We start from the raw sequence: 19,148 nt of genomic DNA on the forward strand, positions 1-19,148 counted from the left end.
ACAAATTTATAGTTATTTACTCTTAATTAGTGTTCACGAGCGGGACGCTCGCGCTAGCATTCACAACATATAATGTGAAAATCGAGATTGAAAATACCCCCCCGCTCCGCAAAGTGTTCTTCTGAAAAATAAATTTCTCGTTAATGCTGCGCAAATGTCTCTGACTTTGCGCAATTTTAGGAACTTGCCATTAAAACAAAACGCCATAAAGTCTCTGACTTTCATCGTCTTAAATTAAAAAAACACAAACAAGTCATTAAAATCGTTATTTTTATAGTAAAAATACGTCAAAATGAAAGAAGGCTATATAATTCGGGACCAAACTTTACCATATTATATTACGGCAACTGTTGTCGATTGGATAGATATTTTTACCAAGCAAACTTACAGAGATAGTATAATAGAATCTTTGGATTACTGCATAAAAAACAAAGGAATGATTTTGTATGGTTATGTTATTATGAGCAATCACATTCATTTAATTATTCAATCGGAGGACGGGAAATTATCAGATTTGATAAGAGATTTTAAAAAATTTACCGCAAAAAACATTTTGGATAAAATCCAAGCTGTACCAGAAAACCGAAAAGAATGGATGCTAGAACGCTTCAAACTAGCAGCAGAAAAGCATACAAGAAACAAAAATTATCAATTTTGGCAATACGGAAATCATGCAGAAGAGATTTATAGCAATAAATTTATGTGGTCTAAATTAGATTACATTCATCTTAATCCAGTAAGAGCCGGTTTAGTTGAAAAGGCTTCACACTATATTTATTCCAGCGCAAGCAATTACATAAATGATTCCGGATTATTAAAAATAGAAAAAGCAGATAATTCAATCATCAATGTTTTAGATTCGAATGCTTTTGTAAAATACAATCAGCAATGAAATAGTACAAAAGTCAGAGACTTTTATGATACTACCTAATTTAAACAGATGCCGAAAATTACGCAAAGTCAGAGACATTTGCGCAGCATACACAACAAACACTTCGGAAAGCAAGGTTATTTACTTTTAGTTAGTGTTCACGAGCGGGACGCTCGCGCTAGCATTCATAACATATAATGTGAAAAGCGAGATTGAAAATACTCTTCAAAAAAATAAATACATCCTATAATTTGTATTCACAAAATTTAAAGTTTGTTTTGTACTTTTAAAGCCTATTCGTTAACCGAAAAAATTTAAATTACAAGAATGAATTATCACTTTAGAAAAGCGGAGCTATCAGAAATAGCTCCAATATGGGAAATTTTACAACAAGCTATACAACGAAGAAAAGAAGACGGGAGCAATCAATGGCAAGACGGCTATCCAAATCCGGAAGTCATACAAAAAGATATTGAAAAAGAAGAAGCATTTGTTTTGGTTGATGGAGAAACAATCATCGGTTATAGTGCCGTACTTATCAATGACGAACCTGCTTATGAGAAAATTGAAGGAAACTGGCTAACGAATGGTGATTTTGTAGTACTGCACCGCGTTGCCATTTCGGAGAAGTACTTGGGTAAAGGCTTGGCTAAAATGATTCTCAAATGCATAGAAGAATTTGCGGTAAACAACAACATTTACAGCATAAAAGCAGACACCAATTTTGACAACATCGCCATGATGAAAATTTTTGAAAGTTCGGGTTATACGTATTGTGGCGAAGTATATTTTAGAGGAAGTCCCAGAAAAGCATACGAAAAAGTCTTAGCGAAACAGGACTAATTGAAATTATGAAAAACTTAGGGTTACAATTAAAAAACCGCAAATTCGCAGATAAAAATAGTTGGTAACTGTTTCTATACTGTGCGAATTTGCGGTGGTTTTTTTGAAAACAACTTCTCTTAAACTACAGCTTCTTCTTCAGGAGCCGTTTCAAATTCCATGTGATCCACAATTTCTACTGCTGCTTCCGGTTTAGAACCTTTGAGCGCATTGAATCGTTCTAATTATTCCAGTTCCCCTTCTTCGCCACTGAAATAAGGAAAAACATCCATAATAGGAGATTCTGAAATAGCAGGAATGGTATAATCGCCCATCGTGCCTTTCATTACACTAGTGGTGTTATCATAGGCCTCTTTTACATCATTAGCCTGCACTAATAAATACATATTGGTCTTGCGTTCTTTACCGCTTTCTTCGTCATACGCCAATAATGAAACTTTAGATCTAAACCAACGATCCGCATTTTCGAAAGGATGAATCTCTGCATAATTGGCCACTTTTATATTCGTGATTTTGAATTCTTCACTGATATATGCCGACATTTCTTCATTGATTCTACTTTCGGCTTCTGTGTAGGATAACGCATCTACCAAATACGGTTCTGTCGTAATCTTTTGTCCTCCAGTTTCATCCGTTTTTCTATATTTTACCTTGCATTCATACCAAATTGTGCTCATCTCTTTTTTTTTAAGGATGTCAAAGATAGATTTTAGAGCTTAAAAAAAGTAGCATTCCTAAAATAGATATTCACAATTTCGGATGAAGATTAGTGTTGTTATGAACTTTATTCTGGCTCTATTTAAAATGTTAAAACAATGTTAAATAAAAACTAAACAGTTGTTTAAATTAAACACTTGTTTAGTTTTGTTTTTTGAAAAAATTAGATTCCATTGAAAAGTAATTTTAACGACAAACAAATTCAAATTCTTGAGGTTGCAGAAACACTTTTTGCAGAGAAAGGATTTGACGGTACTTCCATCCGAAACATAGCAAAAGTGGCAAAAATCAACATTGCCATGGTTTCCTATTACTTTGGTTCCAAAGAGCGATTATTGGAATCGCTTATTGTTTACAGAACTTCGGATCTTAAAAACCAATTAGAAAATTTATTGCAGGAAGATCTAGAACCTATTGACAAAATCAATAAACTGATTGAACTGTACATCAATAGAATCAATAGTAATCGAGGAATATATAGAATTTTACACTTCGAATTTACCTCCAAAAAGAGAGAACAAAATCTCCAAGCTTTTTCTGAATTAAAAAAAGGAAATTTAAAATCCCTTGAAACCATTATCGAGGAAGGCCAGAAAAAAGGCATTTTCAGAAAAGACGTTATTATTCCGCTTATCACACCTACAATTTTGGGTACTTTCTTTCATTTTCACATGAATAAACCTTTCTTCGAAAATTTATTAAACTTGAAAACTGAAGATTTATACAACAATTACATTAAAACCAATTTGACAAAGCACATTCAACAAACTATAAAAGCACTTCTGATATATGAAAGTTAGTCAACTCATGCTCTTTGGGATTTTCTTTATTGGAATTTCATCCGTAGCAGCACAAGAAAAAACAAGTTTAACATTGAACGAAGCCATTAATTTGGCTTGGACCAAGAGCAATGAAGTTACTCTGGCAAATACAAAAGTGAAAACTAAAAAGTACGAGCTGCAATCCACAAAAAACAATCAATATCCTGATTTGAAACTATCGGGTCAATACCAAAGATTGGCAAATGCATCGGTAGATTTTAAAATAAATCAAAATAATTCCGGTTCACAAGAACCGCTTCCTATAGTAAATCAATTGATGATTGGACAGTTGAACGCCAATGTTCCTGTATTTTCTGGTTTTAAAATCCAAAACAGCATCAAAGTTTATGAGAATCTTTATGAAGCTGAAATGGCAACAGCATCACAAACCAAAGAAGAAATCGCTTTGCGCGTAATTGATTATTATGCTGGTTTGTACAAAGCACAAAAAACAATTGAACTGCTGAAAGAAAATCAAAAAAGTGCACAACAACGTGTAAACGATTTTATAGAGTTAGAAAAAAACGGAATTATTCCTAAAAACGACCTTTTAAAATCACAATTACAAGCCTCGAAAATCCAATTATCATTAGACGAGACGAATAATAATTTGAAAATCATTAATTTTTATTTGGTTACACTTTTAAAATTAAATCCAGATACCAAACTGGAGATTCGTGAAAGTGATTTTGCCGATTTCCAAATGACGAATATCCCAACAAATGAGTTACCGGCATTAGAAAATCGTAAAGATTTAGAAGCCATTCGATTTCAGGGAAAGGCCAGTGAAGCGAATATAAAAATTGCTAAAGGTTCCTATTATCCTGCAATTGCTATTATTGGTGGTTATACCGCATTAGACTTAAGTAATGTCATCACCGTACAAAATGCGATGAATATTGGAGTTGGAATTTCCTATGACTTAAGTGCCATTCTTAAAAACGGAACACTGGTAAAACTGGCTGAAAATAAATTCCTTGAAGTACAAAACTCAGAAGCTATATTAACAGATTATATTAAAGTTCAGGTTCAAAAAGCAATTGAAGATTACGATTTGGCTTTGAAACAAAATGTAGTTTACGGACAAGCAGTAGAACAATCTTCGGAAAATTACCGAATCATAAAAGATAAATATGACAACGGACTTTCGGATACGAATGATTTACTGGAAGCTGATGTGGAGCAACTAAGTTCAAAAATCAATAAAGCATTGGCGCAAGCAAATACCATTCAAAAATACTACGAGTTACTGTCGGTAACTGGTCAATTATCACAAACCTTTACTATTTCAAAAAACTAATCATACCTACCATGGAAAAGAAAAAAACAAATACAAGATTTATTATTATCCTAGTGGCTTTGGTAGTTTTAGGTGGAACTTACGGAACTTATAAATACATGCATTCCTTGGCTCACGAAGAAACAGACGATGCGCAAATTGAAAAAAACATGAATCCTATTATTCCAAGAGTTTCAGGTTATGTGGATAAAGTGTACATCAAAGACAATGATTTTGTAAAGAAAGGCGATACGCTTTTTACTATCGATAAAAGAGATTACCAATTAAAAATTGAAGAAGCTAATGCTGCAATGGTTGGCGCTGAAGGCAGTTTTGAAGTTTCTAAAGCGGATATTGGAAGTGCTTTGGCTAACATTTCAGTTTCTGATGCTAATGTGCAATCAGCGGGTGGGAATATCGAATCGGCAAAAATCAGATTGGATCGTATTACGAGTGATTACAACAGATATAATAATTTGTACAAAAGTCATTCGATTACAAAACAACAATACGAGCAAGCTCTGGCTGCAAAATTGGAAGCAGAAAGCCAAGTACGCGTTTTACAACAACAACAAAGAGCGAGTGCTTTTCAAAAATCAGTAATTGTAGCTAAATCTAAAGTTTCAGACAAACAAACGGAAGTGGCTGCTGCCAATATCAAAAGAGCTAAAGCATTACTTGATGCGGCAAAATTAAATTTGACTTACACCGCTGTAACTGCTGCGATTGATGGTCAGGTTTCTAAAATTGACATTCAACCAGGACAATTAGTGCAACCAGGACAATCGTTATTTTATATTATCAACAACAAAGAAGCTTGGGTAATTGCTAATTTCAAAGAAACGCAATTGAACAAAATGGTAATTGGTCAAAAAGTTACGGTAAAAGTGGATGCGTATCCCGGATATGATTTTCAAGGTTCCATCACTTCGTTCTCACCTGCTACAGGTTCTCGTTTTTCATTGCTTCCTCCTGATAATGCTACAGGAAACTTTGTGAAAACAATCCAAAGATTGCCCGTTAAAATAAGTTTGAACACATCCAATGATCCTGAGAAAATAAAATTACTTCGCCCGGGAATGAACGTGGATGTAGATGTACATTTAAAATAAATTCACCCTTTTGGTGATTTCCAAAATGGCAAAAACGGCAATACTTTTAAGAAAATGATAGTTTACACTTTAGTATAAAATGGTACAAACAGGAGAAGATGATTTAGTAGAATATGGCTTTAGAAGAGTCATAATTACCATTACAGCCGTTCTTTGTGCTATGCTTGAAATTGTAGATACTACAATTGTAAATGTAGCATTAAACAATATGCGAGGCAGCCTTGGTGCGTCACTTACTGATGTGGCTTGGGTGATCACGGCTTATGCTATTGCAAATGTGATTGTGATTCCTATGACCAGTTGGTTGTCACAACAATTTGGGCGTCGGAATTATTTTGCGGTTTCCATCATTATATTCACGGTCGCTTCCTTTTTATGTGGTAATGCCAATAATATTTGGGAATTAGTTGCTTTTAGATTCATTCAAGGATTAGGCGGTGGCGCTTTATTAGTAACTGCGCAAACCATAATTACAGAAAGTTATCCTGTTGCCAAAAGAGGAATGGCGCAAGCTATTTATGGAATGGGAGTTATTGTAGGACCTACTCTTGGTCCGCCTTTGGGAGGTTATATTGTAGATCATTTTTCATGGCCCTATATCTTTTACATCAACATTCCTATCGGAATTATTGCCACTTTATTGACGCTTTCTTTTGTAAAAAGCCCTAAATATGGTGACAAACTAAAAGCAAGTCAGGTCGATTGGTGGGGAATCTTTCTCTTAACGGCTTTTATTGGGTCGTTACAATATGTTTTGGAACACGGTCAACAAGACGATTGGTTCAATAATAGTACGATTGTATTGTTATCTGTTATTTCAGTTTTTGGTTTATTGCTCTTTATTTGGAGAGAACTCACTTATAAACATCCCATTGTCAACTTAAGGGTTTTAAAAGATACCAACTTGAGAATAGGAACCATTATGTGTTTTATTCTTGGTTTCGGATTGTATGGTTCTACCTTTATCATTCCTATTTACACCCAATCCGTTTTAGGTTGGAGTGCTTTGGATGCCGGTTTGTTGTTAATTCCAAGTTCCATTACGACTGGGATTATGATGCCATTCATTGGTAAAATGATTCAGCGTGGTGTACCGCAAGCGTATATGGTAGCTGCTGGATTTTTGTTATTTTTCTTTTTTACGTATTGGATGCAACAAGTTATCACACCAGATTCTGGAGAAGAACATTTATATTGGCCGTTGATATTAAGAGGAATTGGATTGGGATTGTTATTTGTTCCTATTTCTACACTTTCTTTATCAACCTTAAAAGGAAAAAGTATTGGTGAAGGAGCTGCTTTTACGGGAATGATGCGACAATTGGGAGGATCTTTTGGTATTGCCATCATCACCACTTTTATTGCCAGATTCAATCAGGAACACCGAGTAAATCTTATTTCGCATCTTAATGTGACTTCTTATGAAGTACAAAAAACGGTGCAACAACTGAAAATGGGATTCATGTCCAAAGGCTATTCTGAGAATGAAGCTTTGGCAAAAGCCTACAAAGCCATTGAATACAAAGTAATGGTACAAAGCTCTGTACTCTCTTATATGGACATCTTTTTATACTTAGGCGCGCTGTTTTTATTTTGTATCCCTTTTATTCTTTTGATAAAGAAAGGCAAAAACAAAATCAATCCTGCCGACGCAATACATTAATATTAAAACATAAAAAAACGCCGTTATCATTATGAAAACGGAGTTTTTTTTATTTGTTTAAAATATATTAGCGGGTAAAAACCAAATGATTTCCTTCCGATAAATTAGCGTCAAATTGATAACCATCGTAATTGAAACCTTTTAAATCTTCTATCGTTTGAGCATTGGTATCAATAATATAACGTACCATCATTCCCCTCGCCTTCTTAGCAAAAAAACTGATTATTTTAAGTTTTCCATTTTTGTAATCTTTGAATTCTGGAGTAATTACTGGAACTTTCAACGCCTTAACATCAATTGCCGAAAAATATTCATTACTCGCCAAATTGACAAACAACTCGCCTTTTTTAAGCTCCTTATTTAATGCTTTAGTAACGGTTGGCTTCCAAAATTCATATAGGTTTTTGCTTTCGCCAATGGGTAATTTGGTTCCCATTTCCAGTCGATACGCTTGAATCAAGTCTAATGGTTTTAGCAAACCATACAAACCGGATAATATTCTCAAACGATCCTGTAAAGTCTCTATTTTTTTTGATGGAATCGAATAAGCGTCTAAACCAATGTACACATCACCATCAAAAGCATACACTGCCGGACGTGCATTTGAAGTTGTAAAAGGTGTTTTCCAATCTTGATTTCGCTTCCAGTTCAAATCAGCCAGTTTATCTGAAATACTCATTAAATCTGATAAATCAGTGGGCTTTTTTTCTTTTAAAACTTTGTGAACTTGTCGCGATTCTTTTAAAAATAAAGGTTCGGTGTGCAATTGAGTGGGTAACTCTTTTTCAAAATTTAAAGACTTGGCTGGCGATATTACAATTTTCATACACAATACTCTTTCGAGTTCTTTTTATTAATTCTCCCAAAAGTACTAATTGAAATCAAGAAATCAAGAATCTTTAAATTGATTTGTTTAATAGTGCCATAGATAATGAAAATTGTTCCCTAATTTAATTATTTTTGAGTTGTAAATAAACCAAACAACCTTTCTTTAGCTATGAACCCAATTGAAATTAAAAAAGCAACACTATCCGATTTGGAAACAATCCAAAAGATAAGTATCCAAACTTTTATAGAGACTTTTGCTGCTGTAAATACACCCGAAAATATTGCCAATTATATAAAAGACAGCTTAAATACGGAACAATTAACGGCTGAATTGAACAATGCAAATTCTCAGTTTTATGTAGCGTATTCGAATACAGAAGCTGTTGGATATTTAAAAATAAACTTTGGTGATGCTCAAACCGAAACCATTAACAAAAATGCTTTAGAAGTACAACGGATTTATGTTTTGCAAACTTTTCATGGAAAAAACATTGGTCAGCTGTTGCTTGACGAAGTAAAAAAGATTGCACAACACACTGGTGTTGAATATATTTGGCTGGGTGTCTGGGAAAAAAATCACAGAGCACTTCGATTTTATGCTAAGAATGGATTTGTTGTATTTGACAAACACGTTTTTACGTTAGGAAATGACGAACAAACCGACCTATTGATGCAACTTTTAATCAAATAATAATGAGTACTACTTTATCCCCTGAAACTCAAAAGCCAGTCCGAATTCTGAACGCAGCCGTAATCGTGGCCGCACTGGGTTATTTTGTTGACATCTATGACTTATTGCTTTTTGGAATCGTTCGTACTGATAGTCTAAAAGATTTAGGAATAACCGGTGATGCCATCAGGAATCAGGGAGAATTTTTGATTAGTATGCAAATGTTCGGGATGCTTTTTGGCGGTATTCTTTGGGGAATATTAGGCGATAAAAAAGGACGAATTTCTGTTTTATTTGGTTCTATCTTAATTTATTCGGTGGCCAATATTGCTAACGGAATGGTGACCACCGTTGATGGATATGCGTTCTGGAGATTGATAGCGGGAATTGGTCTTGCTGGTGAATTAGGCGCCGGAATTACTTTGGTAACAGAATCTTTGCCCAAAGAAAAACGAGGTTACGGAACTATGATTGTAGCATCTGTAGGTGTTTCGGGTGCGGTGGTTGCTTATTTAGTCTATCAGATTTTTCAAGATTGGCGTTTGTGTTATTACGCTGGTGGCGTTTTAGGTCTTCTTTTATTGTTTTTACGAATCAGTATTTCTGAATCGGGTATGTTCAAAAAAGTACAGGAAAGCGATGAGAAAAAAGGCGACTTCCTTTCATTATTTACCGATAAAAAACGCTTTTCAAAATACATCCAATGTATTCTTATCGGAATTCCGTTGTGGTTTTTAGTTGGCGTGTTGATTACTTTCTCCCCAGAATTTGCCAAAGCATTAGACGTTCAAGGCTTCGAAACTATTGCCGCAGGAAAAGCAATCGCTTGGTGTTATGGCGGATTGGTTTTTGGGGATATTGCCAGCGGATTATTAAGTCAGTGGCTGAAAAGTCGAAAAAAAGTAATGTACATGTTTCTGACTTTTAATCTGATTATGGTTTTTATGTTCCTCAATGCTTTTGGAATTTCAGCATCCACATTTTATCTCCTTTGTTTTATTATGGGCTTCTCCGTAGGATATTGGGTCTTGTTTGTCACTATTGCAGCAGAACAGTTTGGAACAAATATTCGTGCAACAGTAACTACAACGGTTCCAAATTTTGTTCGGGGTTCGTTGCCACTGATTATTATCATTTATGGCTTTTTCAGAGACACTGTTTTTGAAGGCGACATCTTAAAATCGGCAATGATTGTTGGAACACTATTATCGGTAATTTCAATTTTGGCGCTTTGGAAACTAAAAGAAACCTTCCATACGGATTTAAATTATTCCGAAAACGAAACGCAACCTTTCGTATAGCTTTCTTATTTTAAATCTAAAATAAAATGGAATATATCATCATTTGTCTTGCTGCAGTAATAGGTTCCGGTTTGACATTATTTTCCGGATTTGGACTTGGAACACTTCTTGTTCCGGTCTTTGGACTATTTTTTCCTATCGAAATGGCTATTTTACTTACTGCAATAGTACATTTTCTAAACAATCTTTTTAAATTGTTTTTATTGGGTAAAAGCGCTAATCTAGATGTTGTTTTACGCTTTGGGATTCCTGCAATTATTTTTGCATTTCTTGGCGCTTATGTGCTTTCCTTATTGACTGATATGCAACCGCTAACGGATTATCAAATAGGAAATCACACTTTTGAAATTATGCCTATCAAACTGATTATTGGAATTGTGCTGCTGTTTTTCTCTCTATTTGAAGTCGTTCCTAGTTTAACCAACTTACAGTTTGACAAGAAATATCTTCCTGTAGGAGGAATTTTGAGTGGTTTTTTTGGTGGACTTTCCGGGAATCAAGGTGCTTTGAGAGCTGCTTTTTTGATAAGAGCCAATTTATCCAAACAATCCTTCATTGCAACCGGCGTAGTAATCGCTTGTTTAGTGGACATTTCCAGACTAACCGTTTATTCCAAACAAATACTGAACAATCAAACTCAATTTGATTACACTTTACTGATTCTAGCAACACTTTCGGCATTTATTGGAGCATATTTTGGCAATAAATTACTAAAAAAAGTTACCCTAACTACCATTCAGAATATAGTGACTTTCATGCTTGTCCTATTTGCCGTTTTGTTGATTATGGGAATTATCTAATCCTAAAAAATGATTTTTGCCAATCAATCCGTTCACTAATTTAAGAATGAAAATAAAATAGCTATGACTGATTTCACTGACAATAATAAAGGTAATGCTGTTGACAACTATTTAATTAACCTACCCGAAAAACAAAGAGTTACTTTAGAAAACTTACGGAAAATCATTAAAACAACAGCTCCAGAAGCAGAAGAATTTATTAGTTATAAAATGCCTGCTTATAAATTTCACGGCATGTTATGTAGCTTTGCGGCATTCAAAAATCATTGCAGTTTTTATCCTTGGAATGCAACCACTGTTGAACAATTTAAAGATGAATTAAAAGATTTCAGTTTAGCCAGCGGTACCATCCGTTTTACTACTGAAAAACCAATTCCTGAATCACTTTTAAAAAAAATTATTCAAGCAAGAATGAATGATAATTTAAACAAGTCTAAAAAAATAAAGGAATAACAACAAATCCTAAAAACTAATCGGCTGCAATTTTATAAGTGGGATCTTCCATAATATTTACTTCAATTACGGTATCAGCATTTTTTAATAACGTTCTACAATCGGCACTTAAATATCGTAAATGAACTGTTTTATTGAGCTTGGCATACCGTTCCGTAATTTTATTCACGGCATCAATAGCACTCATATCGGTAATTTTACTTTCTTTAAAATCAATAATAACTTCATTTGGGTCATTTGCAACATCAAATTTTTCTAAAAAAACAGTTGTCGATCCAAAAAATAAAGGACCATATATTTCATAATGCTTCACTCCTTTTTCATCCATATATTTCTTGGCTCGAATTCTTTTGGCACTTTCCCAAGCAAAAACCAAAGCAGAAATAATTACTCCAATTAAAACGGCTAAAGCCAAATTATGCAAGACAATAGTTATCAATGCCACCAATACTCCAACAAAAATATCGTGCTTTGGCATTTTATTGATGATTCTAAAACTCGCCCATTCAAATGTCCCAATTGCCACCATAATCATCACGCCAACCAAAGCCGCCATAGGTAATTGCTCAATTATTGGAGCACCAAATAAAATAATTCCAAGTATCGTCAACGCAGCAATAATTCCCGACAATCGCGCTCTGGAACCAGCCGAAAGATTCACTAAAGTTTGAGCAATCATAGGACAACCGCCCATCCCGAAGAAAAAACCATTCAAAATATTCGCACTTCCTTGTGCAATGCATTCTCGATTTCCGTTTCCTTTTGTCTCCGTAATTTCGTCCACTAAATTCAACGTCAATAAGCCTTCCGTTAATCCAACGGAAGCCATGATTAAAGCGTACGGAAATATAATTTGCAGCGTTTCAAGATTTATTGGAATATTCGGAATGTGAAATGGCGGAAAACCACCACTTACTGAAGCAATATCACGTACGGTTTTGGTCTCGATTCCAAAGAAAAAAACCAATGCAAAAACCACAATAATTGCTACTAATGACGCTGGAACTGCTTTGGTAACTTTTGGAAAAAAGAATACAATTCCTATCGTTAACGCAACTAAACTCAGCATAATTAACATGGGACTTCCAGAAAGCCACTCGCTTTGTCCGTTGACAATGGTTTTGAATTGTTCCAATTGTGACATAAAAATAACAACCGCTAATCCATTCACAAATCCAAACATTACGGGTTGCGGCACTAAACGGATGAATTTTCCGAGTTTAAAAACGCCCACTAAAATTTGTAAAATCCCCGCTAAAGCAACTGCTGCAAAAACATATTCTAGCCCATTTGATTTCATTAAAGCGATTAAAACAATCACGGTTGCTCCTGCTCCTCCAGAAACCATTCCGGGTCTTCCTCCCAATATTGCGGTAACCAACCCCATTATAAAAGCGGCATATAAACCTACTAATGGCGGGAATCCAGCCAATATCGCAAAAGAAAGCGACTCTGGAATCATAGTCATGGCGACGGTCAATCCTGCTAAGATTTCTGTTTTATAATCAACAACTTGCTTAAAATCAAATAATTTAAAATATTTTTTCATGCTTTAGATAAGTGGGTATGTCAATAGTGGTATTGGAATTTCTAAAATAAAAATACCGATAGAAGTCAATAAAAATAATACAAAACTGTATCAATAAATTGGTGCAATAGGATTAAATCCAAGTAGTATGACTGAGAAAAAAAATCAAACTCCCTTTTCAGAGAGTGGCAAAAATAAAACTTTTTATTCGATGTGTAAAATAGAAATCGGAATTGCGTAAATTTGGCAAAATTTACCTTTACTTGAAATGTTCCTTAAAATTTATGATTTTGTACCCTAAATAAGTAGTATAAATTATAATAAATTGATTTTGAAACTCATACATTGGTTAAAAAATACTCACTTATTAATTGAAAGATTTAGCAAACCACCCTTTCGATAAAAATTTAAAACATGAAATTAATATATATTTTCCTTTTTATAACAGTATTGAATAGTGCTTATTCTCAAGCACCAAATGACTATTTTGAAAAGATTAGAAACAACGAAGCAGAACTAACCGCTTTCTTTTCCCAAATGCCAAAAGGAGGTGATTTACACCACCATTATTCTGGTTCTATTTATGCCGAGCCGTTATTACAACACGCTATTGCTGATGATTTTTATCTCAATACCGAAACGATGGATGTTCTAAAAGAAAGACCTTCAACCGGAAACTGGGAACAATTTTCGACATTAAAAAGCAACGGAACATTAGACGCTTACAAACAAAAAATAATGCAAAAATGGTCTGTAAAAGATTATAATTATGTGGATTACCCATCAGATAAATTGTTTTTTGAATCCTTTATGAAGTTTGAACCGGCTATCAAAGGGAATTTTGGACAAGGTTTATTGGAACTAAAAAACAGAGCAATTTCAGAAAATGTAAGTTATATTGAAACGCAATTATCTACGATTCCAACCACAATGATTACCGATGATTTGACGCAATTCAATTCCAGATTGCGAAAATTGGCTTTGGTAAAAGATGAAAAAGCCATTACTAAGTCGCTTGATTCGTTATACAATTCATTCCTGAAAAAAGATGCTGAGTCCTATGCCACAGCGTTCAACACCAATTTTGTAGCTAAGCTTCACAAAGACCTTAAAATTGATGATAAACAATTTACGATGCGGTATCAAAATTTTGTATTGCGATTCATGGAACCCGTAGATTTATTTAAAAATCTGGTAATCGCATTCATTTCGGCAGATAGAAGTCCGCTGATGGCGGGAGTTAACATTGTTTCTCCGGAAGATGGTGAAACCTCGATGAAAGATTATTGGTTGCACATGATGATGTTTAAATACTGCCATTCCCGTTATCCAAATGTAAAATACACGATGCATGCCGGCGAGCTGACTCTTGGATTGGTTCAACCGGAAGAGCTGACGTGGCACATTGGCGCAGCCGTTTATACCGCAGGAGCAAATCGTATTGGTCACGGAGTAGCTATGGCGTACGAGAAAGATTCTTATAATTTATTGCGCTACATGGCGAAGAAAACCATTCCTATCGAGATTAACTTAGTGAGTAACGAATTCATTTTGAAAGTGAAAGAAAGCCGTCACCCGCTTACCTTGTATAAAGAATTTGGCGTTCCTATAGTAATCAGCACTGATGATGCGGGGATTTTACGCACCAATATGACTGAGCAATATGTTTTGTTAGCCAAAAGATACAAAGACGTTTCGTATACGGATATCAAGCAATTTGTTTACAACAGTATTAATTACAGTTTTATAAAAGAGGCTTCCGTAAAAAAGCAATTGCTTAAAGATTTAGACAGCAGATTTAAGGCTTTCGAAGCTAATTTTCCAATGAAATAAGTCATTTATAATGAACTGATTGGAATTTTTTATTTCAAAAAAAAAGTCCCATATTGGGGCTTTTTTATGCTCTTGAATTATTTTTTTTTCTTATATTTGATACTACCTACTTGATTTACAAACTATTAAACGCAAACTGTTTGTAAATGGCATTTCTTTATTTTAATTGTTTACTAACAAGATAAATTATTGAAAAATGAGTAGATCTTTAATCTGGTATTTCCGAAGACATCCCTTATTGTACAAAATACGATTTAGTTTACTTTCTAAAAAAGTCACTTTTGATAGGATTGAAAGTTTTTGTTACAATAACTTAAACAAGACTACTGAAATTCCCGAAATTTATTTTGAACTAAATTCATTAATTTTTGCGAAGAAAGAAGCGGCAATAAGTGATCTTGATAAAGCAAAACAGATAGCCGTTTGGTTGAGAAACTATACAAAAGGAGGTCCTGGATTAGGTAAATCATCAGATTCAACCTTAAGAAAAATGATAAATGGCGAAGGTGGCGTTTGCAGTGATTTTTCTCAAGTGTATAATAACTTCTGTGTTATAAACGATTTAAAAGTAAAGGAATGGGGATTAAAAATAGCGTCAGACGACCTATGCATTAAAGGCGGACATGCTTTTAATGAAATCTATTCCAAGGAATTAAGAAAATGGATTTTAATTGATGTTTCTAAATCCGTTCTTTTTTATCCAATAAATCAAACTGTTCCTTTATCCGTTTTTGATCTTATTCATTTAAAAAAGGAAAAACTAGAAATCAGCTTTTCCAGTTTTAACGAAAAAACGATTCTGGACAATAAAAGAATAAACGACTTATTCATCACATCCAATTCTTCTCCCTTTTTAATTACAAATTATCACAATAAAACCTATGATTCTTATCTAAATACACTAAAATTCATGCCAGGTCCTTTCATTCATGGCTTACTGTTTCTTATTGGAAAAAGCTATTTTTTTGAGTTTCCAAAATAGGAATAAATTTCCAAAAGATAAATTTTGATTGCATTTATAATGACCCATTTACTTACAATTCGTTATAGCAATCGCAAGACCCATTTTTAGAATTTATAAGATGCTACTTTTATTTATCAATTAGCTTAAAACTACCAAAGCCATTTTAATAAAGAAACTAATAGGAGAACAAAGCATAATCTGCTTTTCAATAGACAAAATAAAATAGTCTTTATTGATTTTACCCCTGTTCGATAAGGAAAAAACTACACCTCATACTCCTGAGAATTACCCCTTATCTTTATTTTGTTTAAAATTGTAAAGCTTTTCGAGTTAAAATAAGATTAAAAAAAATATTTTTTTTGTACTTTTAGATAAATATTTTCTTAAATTGGCAATACAAATAACTAACATTTAGATATTTAATCCTGGAAAATGCCGCCATTTCTATGATGGCAAACAATATTGTAAAAGTTATTTAAATAGAGACAATTTCTATTTCCAGTATTACGATTGTTAGTTTACAAACAAAATATGTAAAATATGCAGTTTACAATAAACATATTCGTAGTAATTAGAATCAATCTATCAAAACTAATGTTAAATGAATAAATCGATTTTAAAAAAATAGTCTTACATAAAAATAATTCTATCGTATTTACTCTATATGTTTAAATAAATGGCAAGATATAAAATAATATAAGCTTCATCACAAAACATAATTTATATTCTTTATAATAAAAAAAGGAATCAAAATGAATAAACAGTATCGCTTAATATCAAAAATTCTAGCAATCGCGATATCCTCCTTGGGGATAATAGTATTAATAGGATGGCTATTCAATATTTCTGTATTAAAGAGTGTTATTCCAAGTGTTGTTTCTATGAAAGTAAACACCGCTTTATGTTTTATATTTAGTGGATTTACTTTATGGATTTTAAATGAAGAAAGACTAAGTAGTTTTAAAAAAATAGGTTCTATCATTTTTCCTTCGATATTGATTCTTATAGGACTGCTAACTTTTAATGAATACCTCTTTGAAATTAATTATGGAATAGATGAGTTCTTATTTAAAGATGAAACTACAGCGATAGCAACATCTCATCCGGGACGAATGGCACCTATAACTGCTATTAGTTTTGTTTTATCAGGAATATCTTTGTTACTCCTTTACAAAAACAAAGCCTTTCAAATGTTTCAATTACTCAGTCTTTCAGTATTTGTTCTCGCACTATTAACATTAATCGGATATGCCTACGCCGTAAATGATTTTCAGGGAGGAATAGTAAGTTTCACTAAAATGGCTATTCATACATCAATAGCATTTATCTTGCTGTCCGTTGGAATGTTATTTTCAAATTCTGAAAAAGGCATTATGTATATTTTTGCAAACGATGGTATAGCAGGGATTACCACAAGAAAGTTATTACCGTTTATCATTTTCACCCCTCTTATTTTGGGTTGGTTGAGATTGATAGGACAGCAAGCAGGTTACTATAGTACTGAATTTGGAGTAGCACTTTTTACATTTATTACTATTTTAATATTTGTGGTTGTGGTTTTTGGGATTTCCGGAACTCTTTTATCAATTGACAAGAAACGAAAAGAGGCAGAAGAACAATTAAACGAATACAGACATTTCTTTAACATCAACCATGACCTTTGCGGTATTGCTAACATGGAGGGTTATTTTGAGTTCATTAATGCCAACTTTACTAAGACATTAGGATACACTGAAAAAGAATTTTGCGAGACACCGTTTATTGAATTAATCCATCCCTATGATATTCCCGCTACAGTTCAGGAATATGAAAAATTAAAACTGGGTGCATTGGTAATAAATTTTGTAAATCGCTACCGCAAAAAAGACGGCAGCTATATTTATCTCGACTGGAACGCAACCCCCAACCCTGCAACTCAAAAACTTTATTGTGTTGCCCGCGACATCACCAACCGAAAAAAAACGGAAGAGCAACTGATAGTAGCAAATAAAGAATTGGAAAATTATATTCTGCAATTAGCGGAAAGTGAGGAAAAATTCAGAGTAGTTTTAGATTCTGCTCATATAGGGGCGTGGGATTTAAATTTAGTTAAAGACACCGCTTGGCGTTCCTTATTACATGACCAAATTTTTGGTTATGAAAATCTTTTACCGGAATGGGGCTATAATATTTTTATAAAACATGTAATTCCTGAAGATAGGGATTATGTTGAGAAGCGATTCGAAGAAGCATATTCGCATGGCAAGTTTAGTCTGGAATGCCGCATTAAAAGAGTAAACGATAATACCATTCGTTGGATATCAGCGGAAGGCCTTGCGTATAAGAATGACGAAGGAGAATTAACCAAAATGATGGGAATTGTTATTGATATTACTGATCGCAAAAATTCAGAACATGAATTGGAATTTATTACGGCAAAACTAAAAGAAGCACAGGCGTTGGCCAAAATGGGTAATTGGGATAGTAATTTAGTTACCAATACAGATGCATGGTCTGACGAAGCTTTTAAAATTTTGGGTCTTGACCAAAATACAACAATACCTTCACCCGACACCTATTTTTCTTGTATTCACCCAAATGATTTGGCTTTTGTAAAAGAGAAAGTAAATGAAGTTTTCACCACCTTGAAAGGAAACACATATGATTACCGGATAAAAAGAAAAGACGGAACAATCATTCATGCCCTTTCTCAAAGTAATATGGATTTTGATGAAAATAATAATCCCACGCGTTTTTTTGGCACTATTCAGGATATAACAGAAATAAAAAATGCCGAAGAAAAACTAATTGAAATAAATAAAGAATTAGAGTCTTTTTCGTATTCGATTTCTCATGACTTACGTGCCCCACTCCGCGCTATCAATGGTTATGCACAAATACTCAACGAAGATTATGGACAAAGGTTAGATCAGGAAGGAATGCGCATCCTTGCAACAATAACTTCCAATGCCACAAAAATGGGTACTCTCATAGACGACCTACTTGCTTTTTCACGTCTGGGAAGAAAAGAGATGCAAAAAACAGAAGTCGACATGAATCAATTAATCAAAAGTGTAATCAATGAAACAAATAAATCAATAATATACAATACCAAAATCAATACTACTAGTCTCCACAATGTGAAAGCAGATTATAATTTACTTCATCAGGTAATGTTCAATCTAGTTTCGAATGCGATTAAGTACTCTTCAAAGGTAGAAAATCCTATAGTAAAAATTTCTTCAGAGGAGCAGAACGGTGAAATTATATTTTCAGTAAACGATAATGGGGTAGGTTTCGACATGCAATATTCCGACAAATTGTTTGGTGTATTCCAGCGCCTGCATACAGACGAAGAGTTTGAAGGAACAGGAGTGGGTCTGGCAATTGTTCAACGGATTATCACCAAACTTGGAGGAAAAGTTTGGGCAGAAGGAATAGTAGACAATGGAGCAACATTTTATTTTTCATTATAAAAACTAAAAC

Annotated in this window: 15 protein-coding genes and 1 pseudogene; 13 read left to right on the forward strand and 3 right to left on the reverse strand. The window is 33.8% G+C overall.

What is annotated here, in order from left to right; translation table 11 throughout:
* Positions 1-292: 292 nt before the first annotated feature.
* On the forward strand, positions 293-892 hold the full coding sequence (locus tag QLS65_RS08695; protein WP_282716824.1) for an REP-associated tyrosine transposase: 600 nt from the start codon (positions 293-295) through the stop codon (positions 890-892).
* 306 nt (positions 893-1,198) lie between these two features.
* On the forward strand, positions 1,199-1,714 hold the full coding sequence (locus QLS65_RS08700) for a GNAT family N-acetyltransferase (protein ID WP_282716826.1): 516 nt from the start codon (positions 1,199-1,201) through the stop codon (positions 1,712-1,714).
* Positions 1,715-1,833: 119 nt separating this feature from the next.
* Here QLS65_RS08700 and QLS65_RS08705 read toward each other — a convergent pair.
* Positions 1,834-2,391: pseudogene (locus QLS65_RS08705) on the reverse strand (DUF4494 domain-containing protein).
* A gap of 213 nt (positions 2,392-2,604) precedes the next feature.
* Between QLS65_RS08705 and QLS65_RS08710 the strand changes: the two are divergent.
* The 4 genes from QLS65_RS08710 (at position 2,605) to QLS65_RS08725 (ending at position 7,306) form a co-directional block, all read left to right on the forward strand.
* Positions 2,605-3,231, forward strand: a complete 627-nt coding sequence (locus QLS65_RS08710; protein WP_369869774.1) for a TetR/AcrR family transcriptional regulator — start codon at positions 2,605-2,607, stop codon at positions 3,229-3,231.
* Positions 3,221-4,552: a TolC family protein gene (locus QLS65_RS08715; RefSeq protein WP_282716828.1), complete on the forward strand. Its 1,332-nt coding sequence runs from the start codon at positions 3,221-3,223 to the stop codon at positions 4,550-4,552. Before QLS65_RS08710 ends, QLS65_RS08715 begins: the two co-directional genes overlap by 11 nt.
* An 11-nt stretch (positions 4,553-4,563) precedes the next feature.
* Positions 4,564-5,643: an HlyD family secretion protein gene (locus QLS65_RS08720; RefSeq protein ID WP_282716830.1), complete on the forward strand. Its 1,080-nt coding sequence runs from the start codon at positions 4,564-4,566 to the stop codon at positions 5,641-5,643.
* A gap of 79 nt (positions 5,644-5,722) precedes the next feature.
* Positions 5,723-7,306 (forward strand): DHA2 family efflux MFS transporter permease subunit, encoded by a 1,584-nt coding sequence (locus QLS65_RS08725; RefSeq protein WP_282716832.1) that lies wholly within the window; start codon positions 5,723-5,725, stop codon positions 7,304-7,306.
* Between the two features lie 67 nt (positions 7,307-7,373).
* Here QLS65_RS08725 and yaaA read toward each other — a convergent pair whose 3' ends face one another.
* The gene (gene yaaA / locus QLS65_RS08730) at positions 7,374-8,132 is read right to left on the reverse strand and encodes a peroxide stress protein YaaA (RefSeq protein WP_282712073.1); all 759 of its coding nucleotides are present in this window, start codon (positions 8,130-8,132) and stop codon (positions 7,374-7,376) included.
* A 171-nt stretch (positions 8,133-8,303) separates the two neighbouring features.
* On the opposite strand from yaaA, the gene QLS65_RS08735 reads away from it, so the two are divergent.
* The 4 genes from QLS65_RS08735 (at position 8,304) to QLS65_RS08750 (ending at position 11,358) form a co-directional block, all read left to right on the forward strand.
* Positions 8,304-8,825 carry a GNAT family N-acetyltransferase gene (locus tag QLS65_RS08735; RefSeq protein WP_282712074.1) on the forward strand — a complete coding sequence of 174 codons (522 nt, stop codon included), beginning with the start codon at positions 8,304-8,306 and terminating at the stop codon, positions 8,823-8,825.
* A gap of 2 nt (positions 8,826-8,827) precedes the next feature.
* Positions 8,828-10,105, forward strand: a complete 1,278-nt coding sequence (locus QLS65_RS08740; RefSeq protein ID WP_282712075.1) for an MFS transporter — start codon at positions 8,828-8,830, stop codon at positions 10,103-10,105.
* A 26-nt stretch (positions 10,106-10,131) separates the two neighbouring features.
* Positions 10,132-10,905 (forward strand): sulfite exporter TauE/SafE family protein, encoded by a 774-nt coding sequence (locus QLS65_RS08745; RefSeq protein WP_282712076.1) that lies wholly within the window; start codon positions 10,132-10,134, stop codon positions 10,903-10,905.
* 63 nt (positions 10,906-10,968) lie between these two features.
* Positions 10,969-11,358: an iron chaperone gene (locus tag QLS65_RS08750; RefSeq protein ID WP_282712077.1), complete on the forward strand. Its 390-nt coding sequence runs from the start codon at positions 10,969-10,971 to the stop codon at positions 11,356-11,358.
* 16 nt (positions 11,359-11,374) lie between these two features.
* On the opposite strand, the gene QLS65_RS08755 is transcribed toward QLS65_RS08750, so the two are convergent.
* Positions 11,375-12,907 carry a SulP family inorganic anion transporter gene (locus QLS65_RS08755; protein ID WP_282716836.1) on the reverse strand — a complete coding sequence of 511 codons (1,533 nt, stop codon included), beginning with the start codon at positions 12,905-12,907 and terminating at the stop codon, positions 11,375-11,377.
* 393 nt (positions 12,908-13,300) lie between these two features.
* Between QLS65_RS08755 and QLS65_RS08760 the strand changes: the two genes are divergently transcribed.
* From QLS65_RS08760 to QLS65_RS08770, 3 genes are all read left to right on the forward strand, one after another.
* Positions 13,301-14,719 carry an amidohydrolase family protein gene (locus QLS65_RS08760; protein ID WP_282716838.1) on the forward strand — a complete coding sequence of 473 codons (1,419 nt, stop codon included), beginning with the start codon at positions 13,301-13,303 and terminating at the stop codon, positions 14,717-14,719.
* A gap of 196 nt (positions 14,720-14,915) precedes the next feature.
* On the forward strand, positions 14,916-15,701 hold the full coding sequence (locus QLS65_RS08765; protein WP_282712081.1) for a transglutaminase-like domain-containing protein: 786 nt from the start codon (positions 14,916-14,918) through the stop codon (positions 15,699-15,701).
* A gap of 734 nt (positions 15,702-16,435) precedes the next feature.
* Positions 16,436-19,138: a PAS domain-containing protein gene (locus tag QLS65_RS08770; RefSeq protein ID WP_282716843.1), complete on the forward strand. Its 2,703-nt coding sequence runs from the start codon at positions 16,436-16,438 to the stop codon at positions 19,136-19,138.
* Positions 19,139-19,148 lie beyond the last annotated feature (10 nt).

This window comes from Flavobacterium algoritolerans (assembly GCF_030010385.1).
Classification (GTDB): domain Bacteria; phylum Bacteroidota; class Bacteroidia; order Flavobacteriales; family Flavobacteriaceae; genus Flavobacterium; species Flavobacterium algoritolerans.

Coding starts and splice junctions, on each gene's coding strand:
- QLS65_RS08695 (WP_282716824.1), top strand. CDS start 293: ATGAAAGAAGGCTATATAATTCGGGACCAAACTTTACCATATTATATT.
- QLS65_RS08700 (WP_282716826.1), top strand. CDS start 1,199: ATGAATTATCACTTTAGAAAAGCGGAGCTATCAGAAATAGCTCCAATA.
- QLS65_RS08715 (WP_282716828.1), top strand. CDS start 3,221: ATGAAAGTTAGTCAACTCATGCTCTTTGGGATTTTCTTTATTGGAATT.
- QLS65_RS08720 (WP_282716830.1), top strand. CDS start 4,564: ATGGAAAAGAAAAAAACAAATACAAGATTTATTATTATCCTAGTGGCT.
- QLS65_RS08725 (WP_282716832.1), top strand. CDS start 5,723: ATGGTACAAACAGGAGAAGATGATTTAGTAGAATATGGCTTTAGAAGA.
- yaaA (WP_282712073.1), bottom strand. CDS start 8,132: ATGAAAATTGTAATATCGCCAGCCAAGTCTTTAAATTTTGAAAAAGAG.
- QLS65_RS08735 (WP_282712074.1), top strand. CDS start 8,304: ATGAACCCAATTGAAATTAAAAAAGCAACACTATCCGATTTGGAAACA.
- QLS65_RS08740 (WP_282712075.1), top strand. CDS start 8,828: ATGAGTACTACTTTATCCCCTGAAACTCAAAAGCCAGTCCGAATTCTG.
- QLS65_RS08745 (WP_282712076.1), top strand. CDS start 10,132: ATGGAATATATCATCATTTGTCTTGCTGCAGTAATAGGTTCCGGTTTG.
- QLS65_RS08750 (WP_282712077.1), top strand. CDS start 10,969: ATGACTGATTTCACTGACAATAATAAAGGTAATGCTGTTGACAACTAT.
- QLS65_RS08755 (WP_282716836.1), bottom strand. CDS start 12,907: ATGAAAAAATATTTTAAATTATTTGATTTTAAGCAAGTTGTTGATTAT.
- QLS65_RS08760 (WP_282716838.1), top strand. CDS start 13,301: ATGAAATTAATATATATTTTCCTTTTTATAACAGTATTGAATAGTGCT.
- QLS65_RS08765 (WP_282712081.1), top strand. CDS start 14,916: ATGAGTAGATCTTTAATCTGGTATTTCCGAAGACATCCCTTATTGTAC.
- QLS65_RS08770 (WP_282716843.1), top strand. CDS start 16,436: ATGAATAAACAGTATCGCTTAATATCAAAAATTCTAGCAATCGCGATA.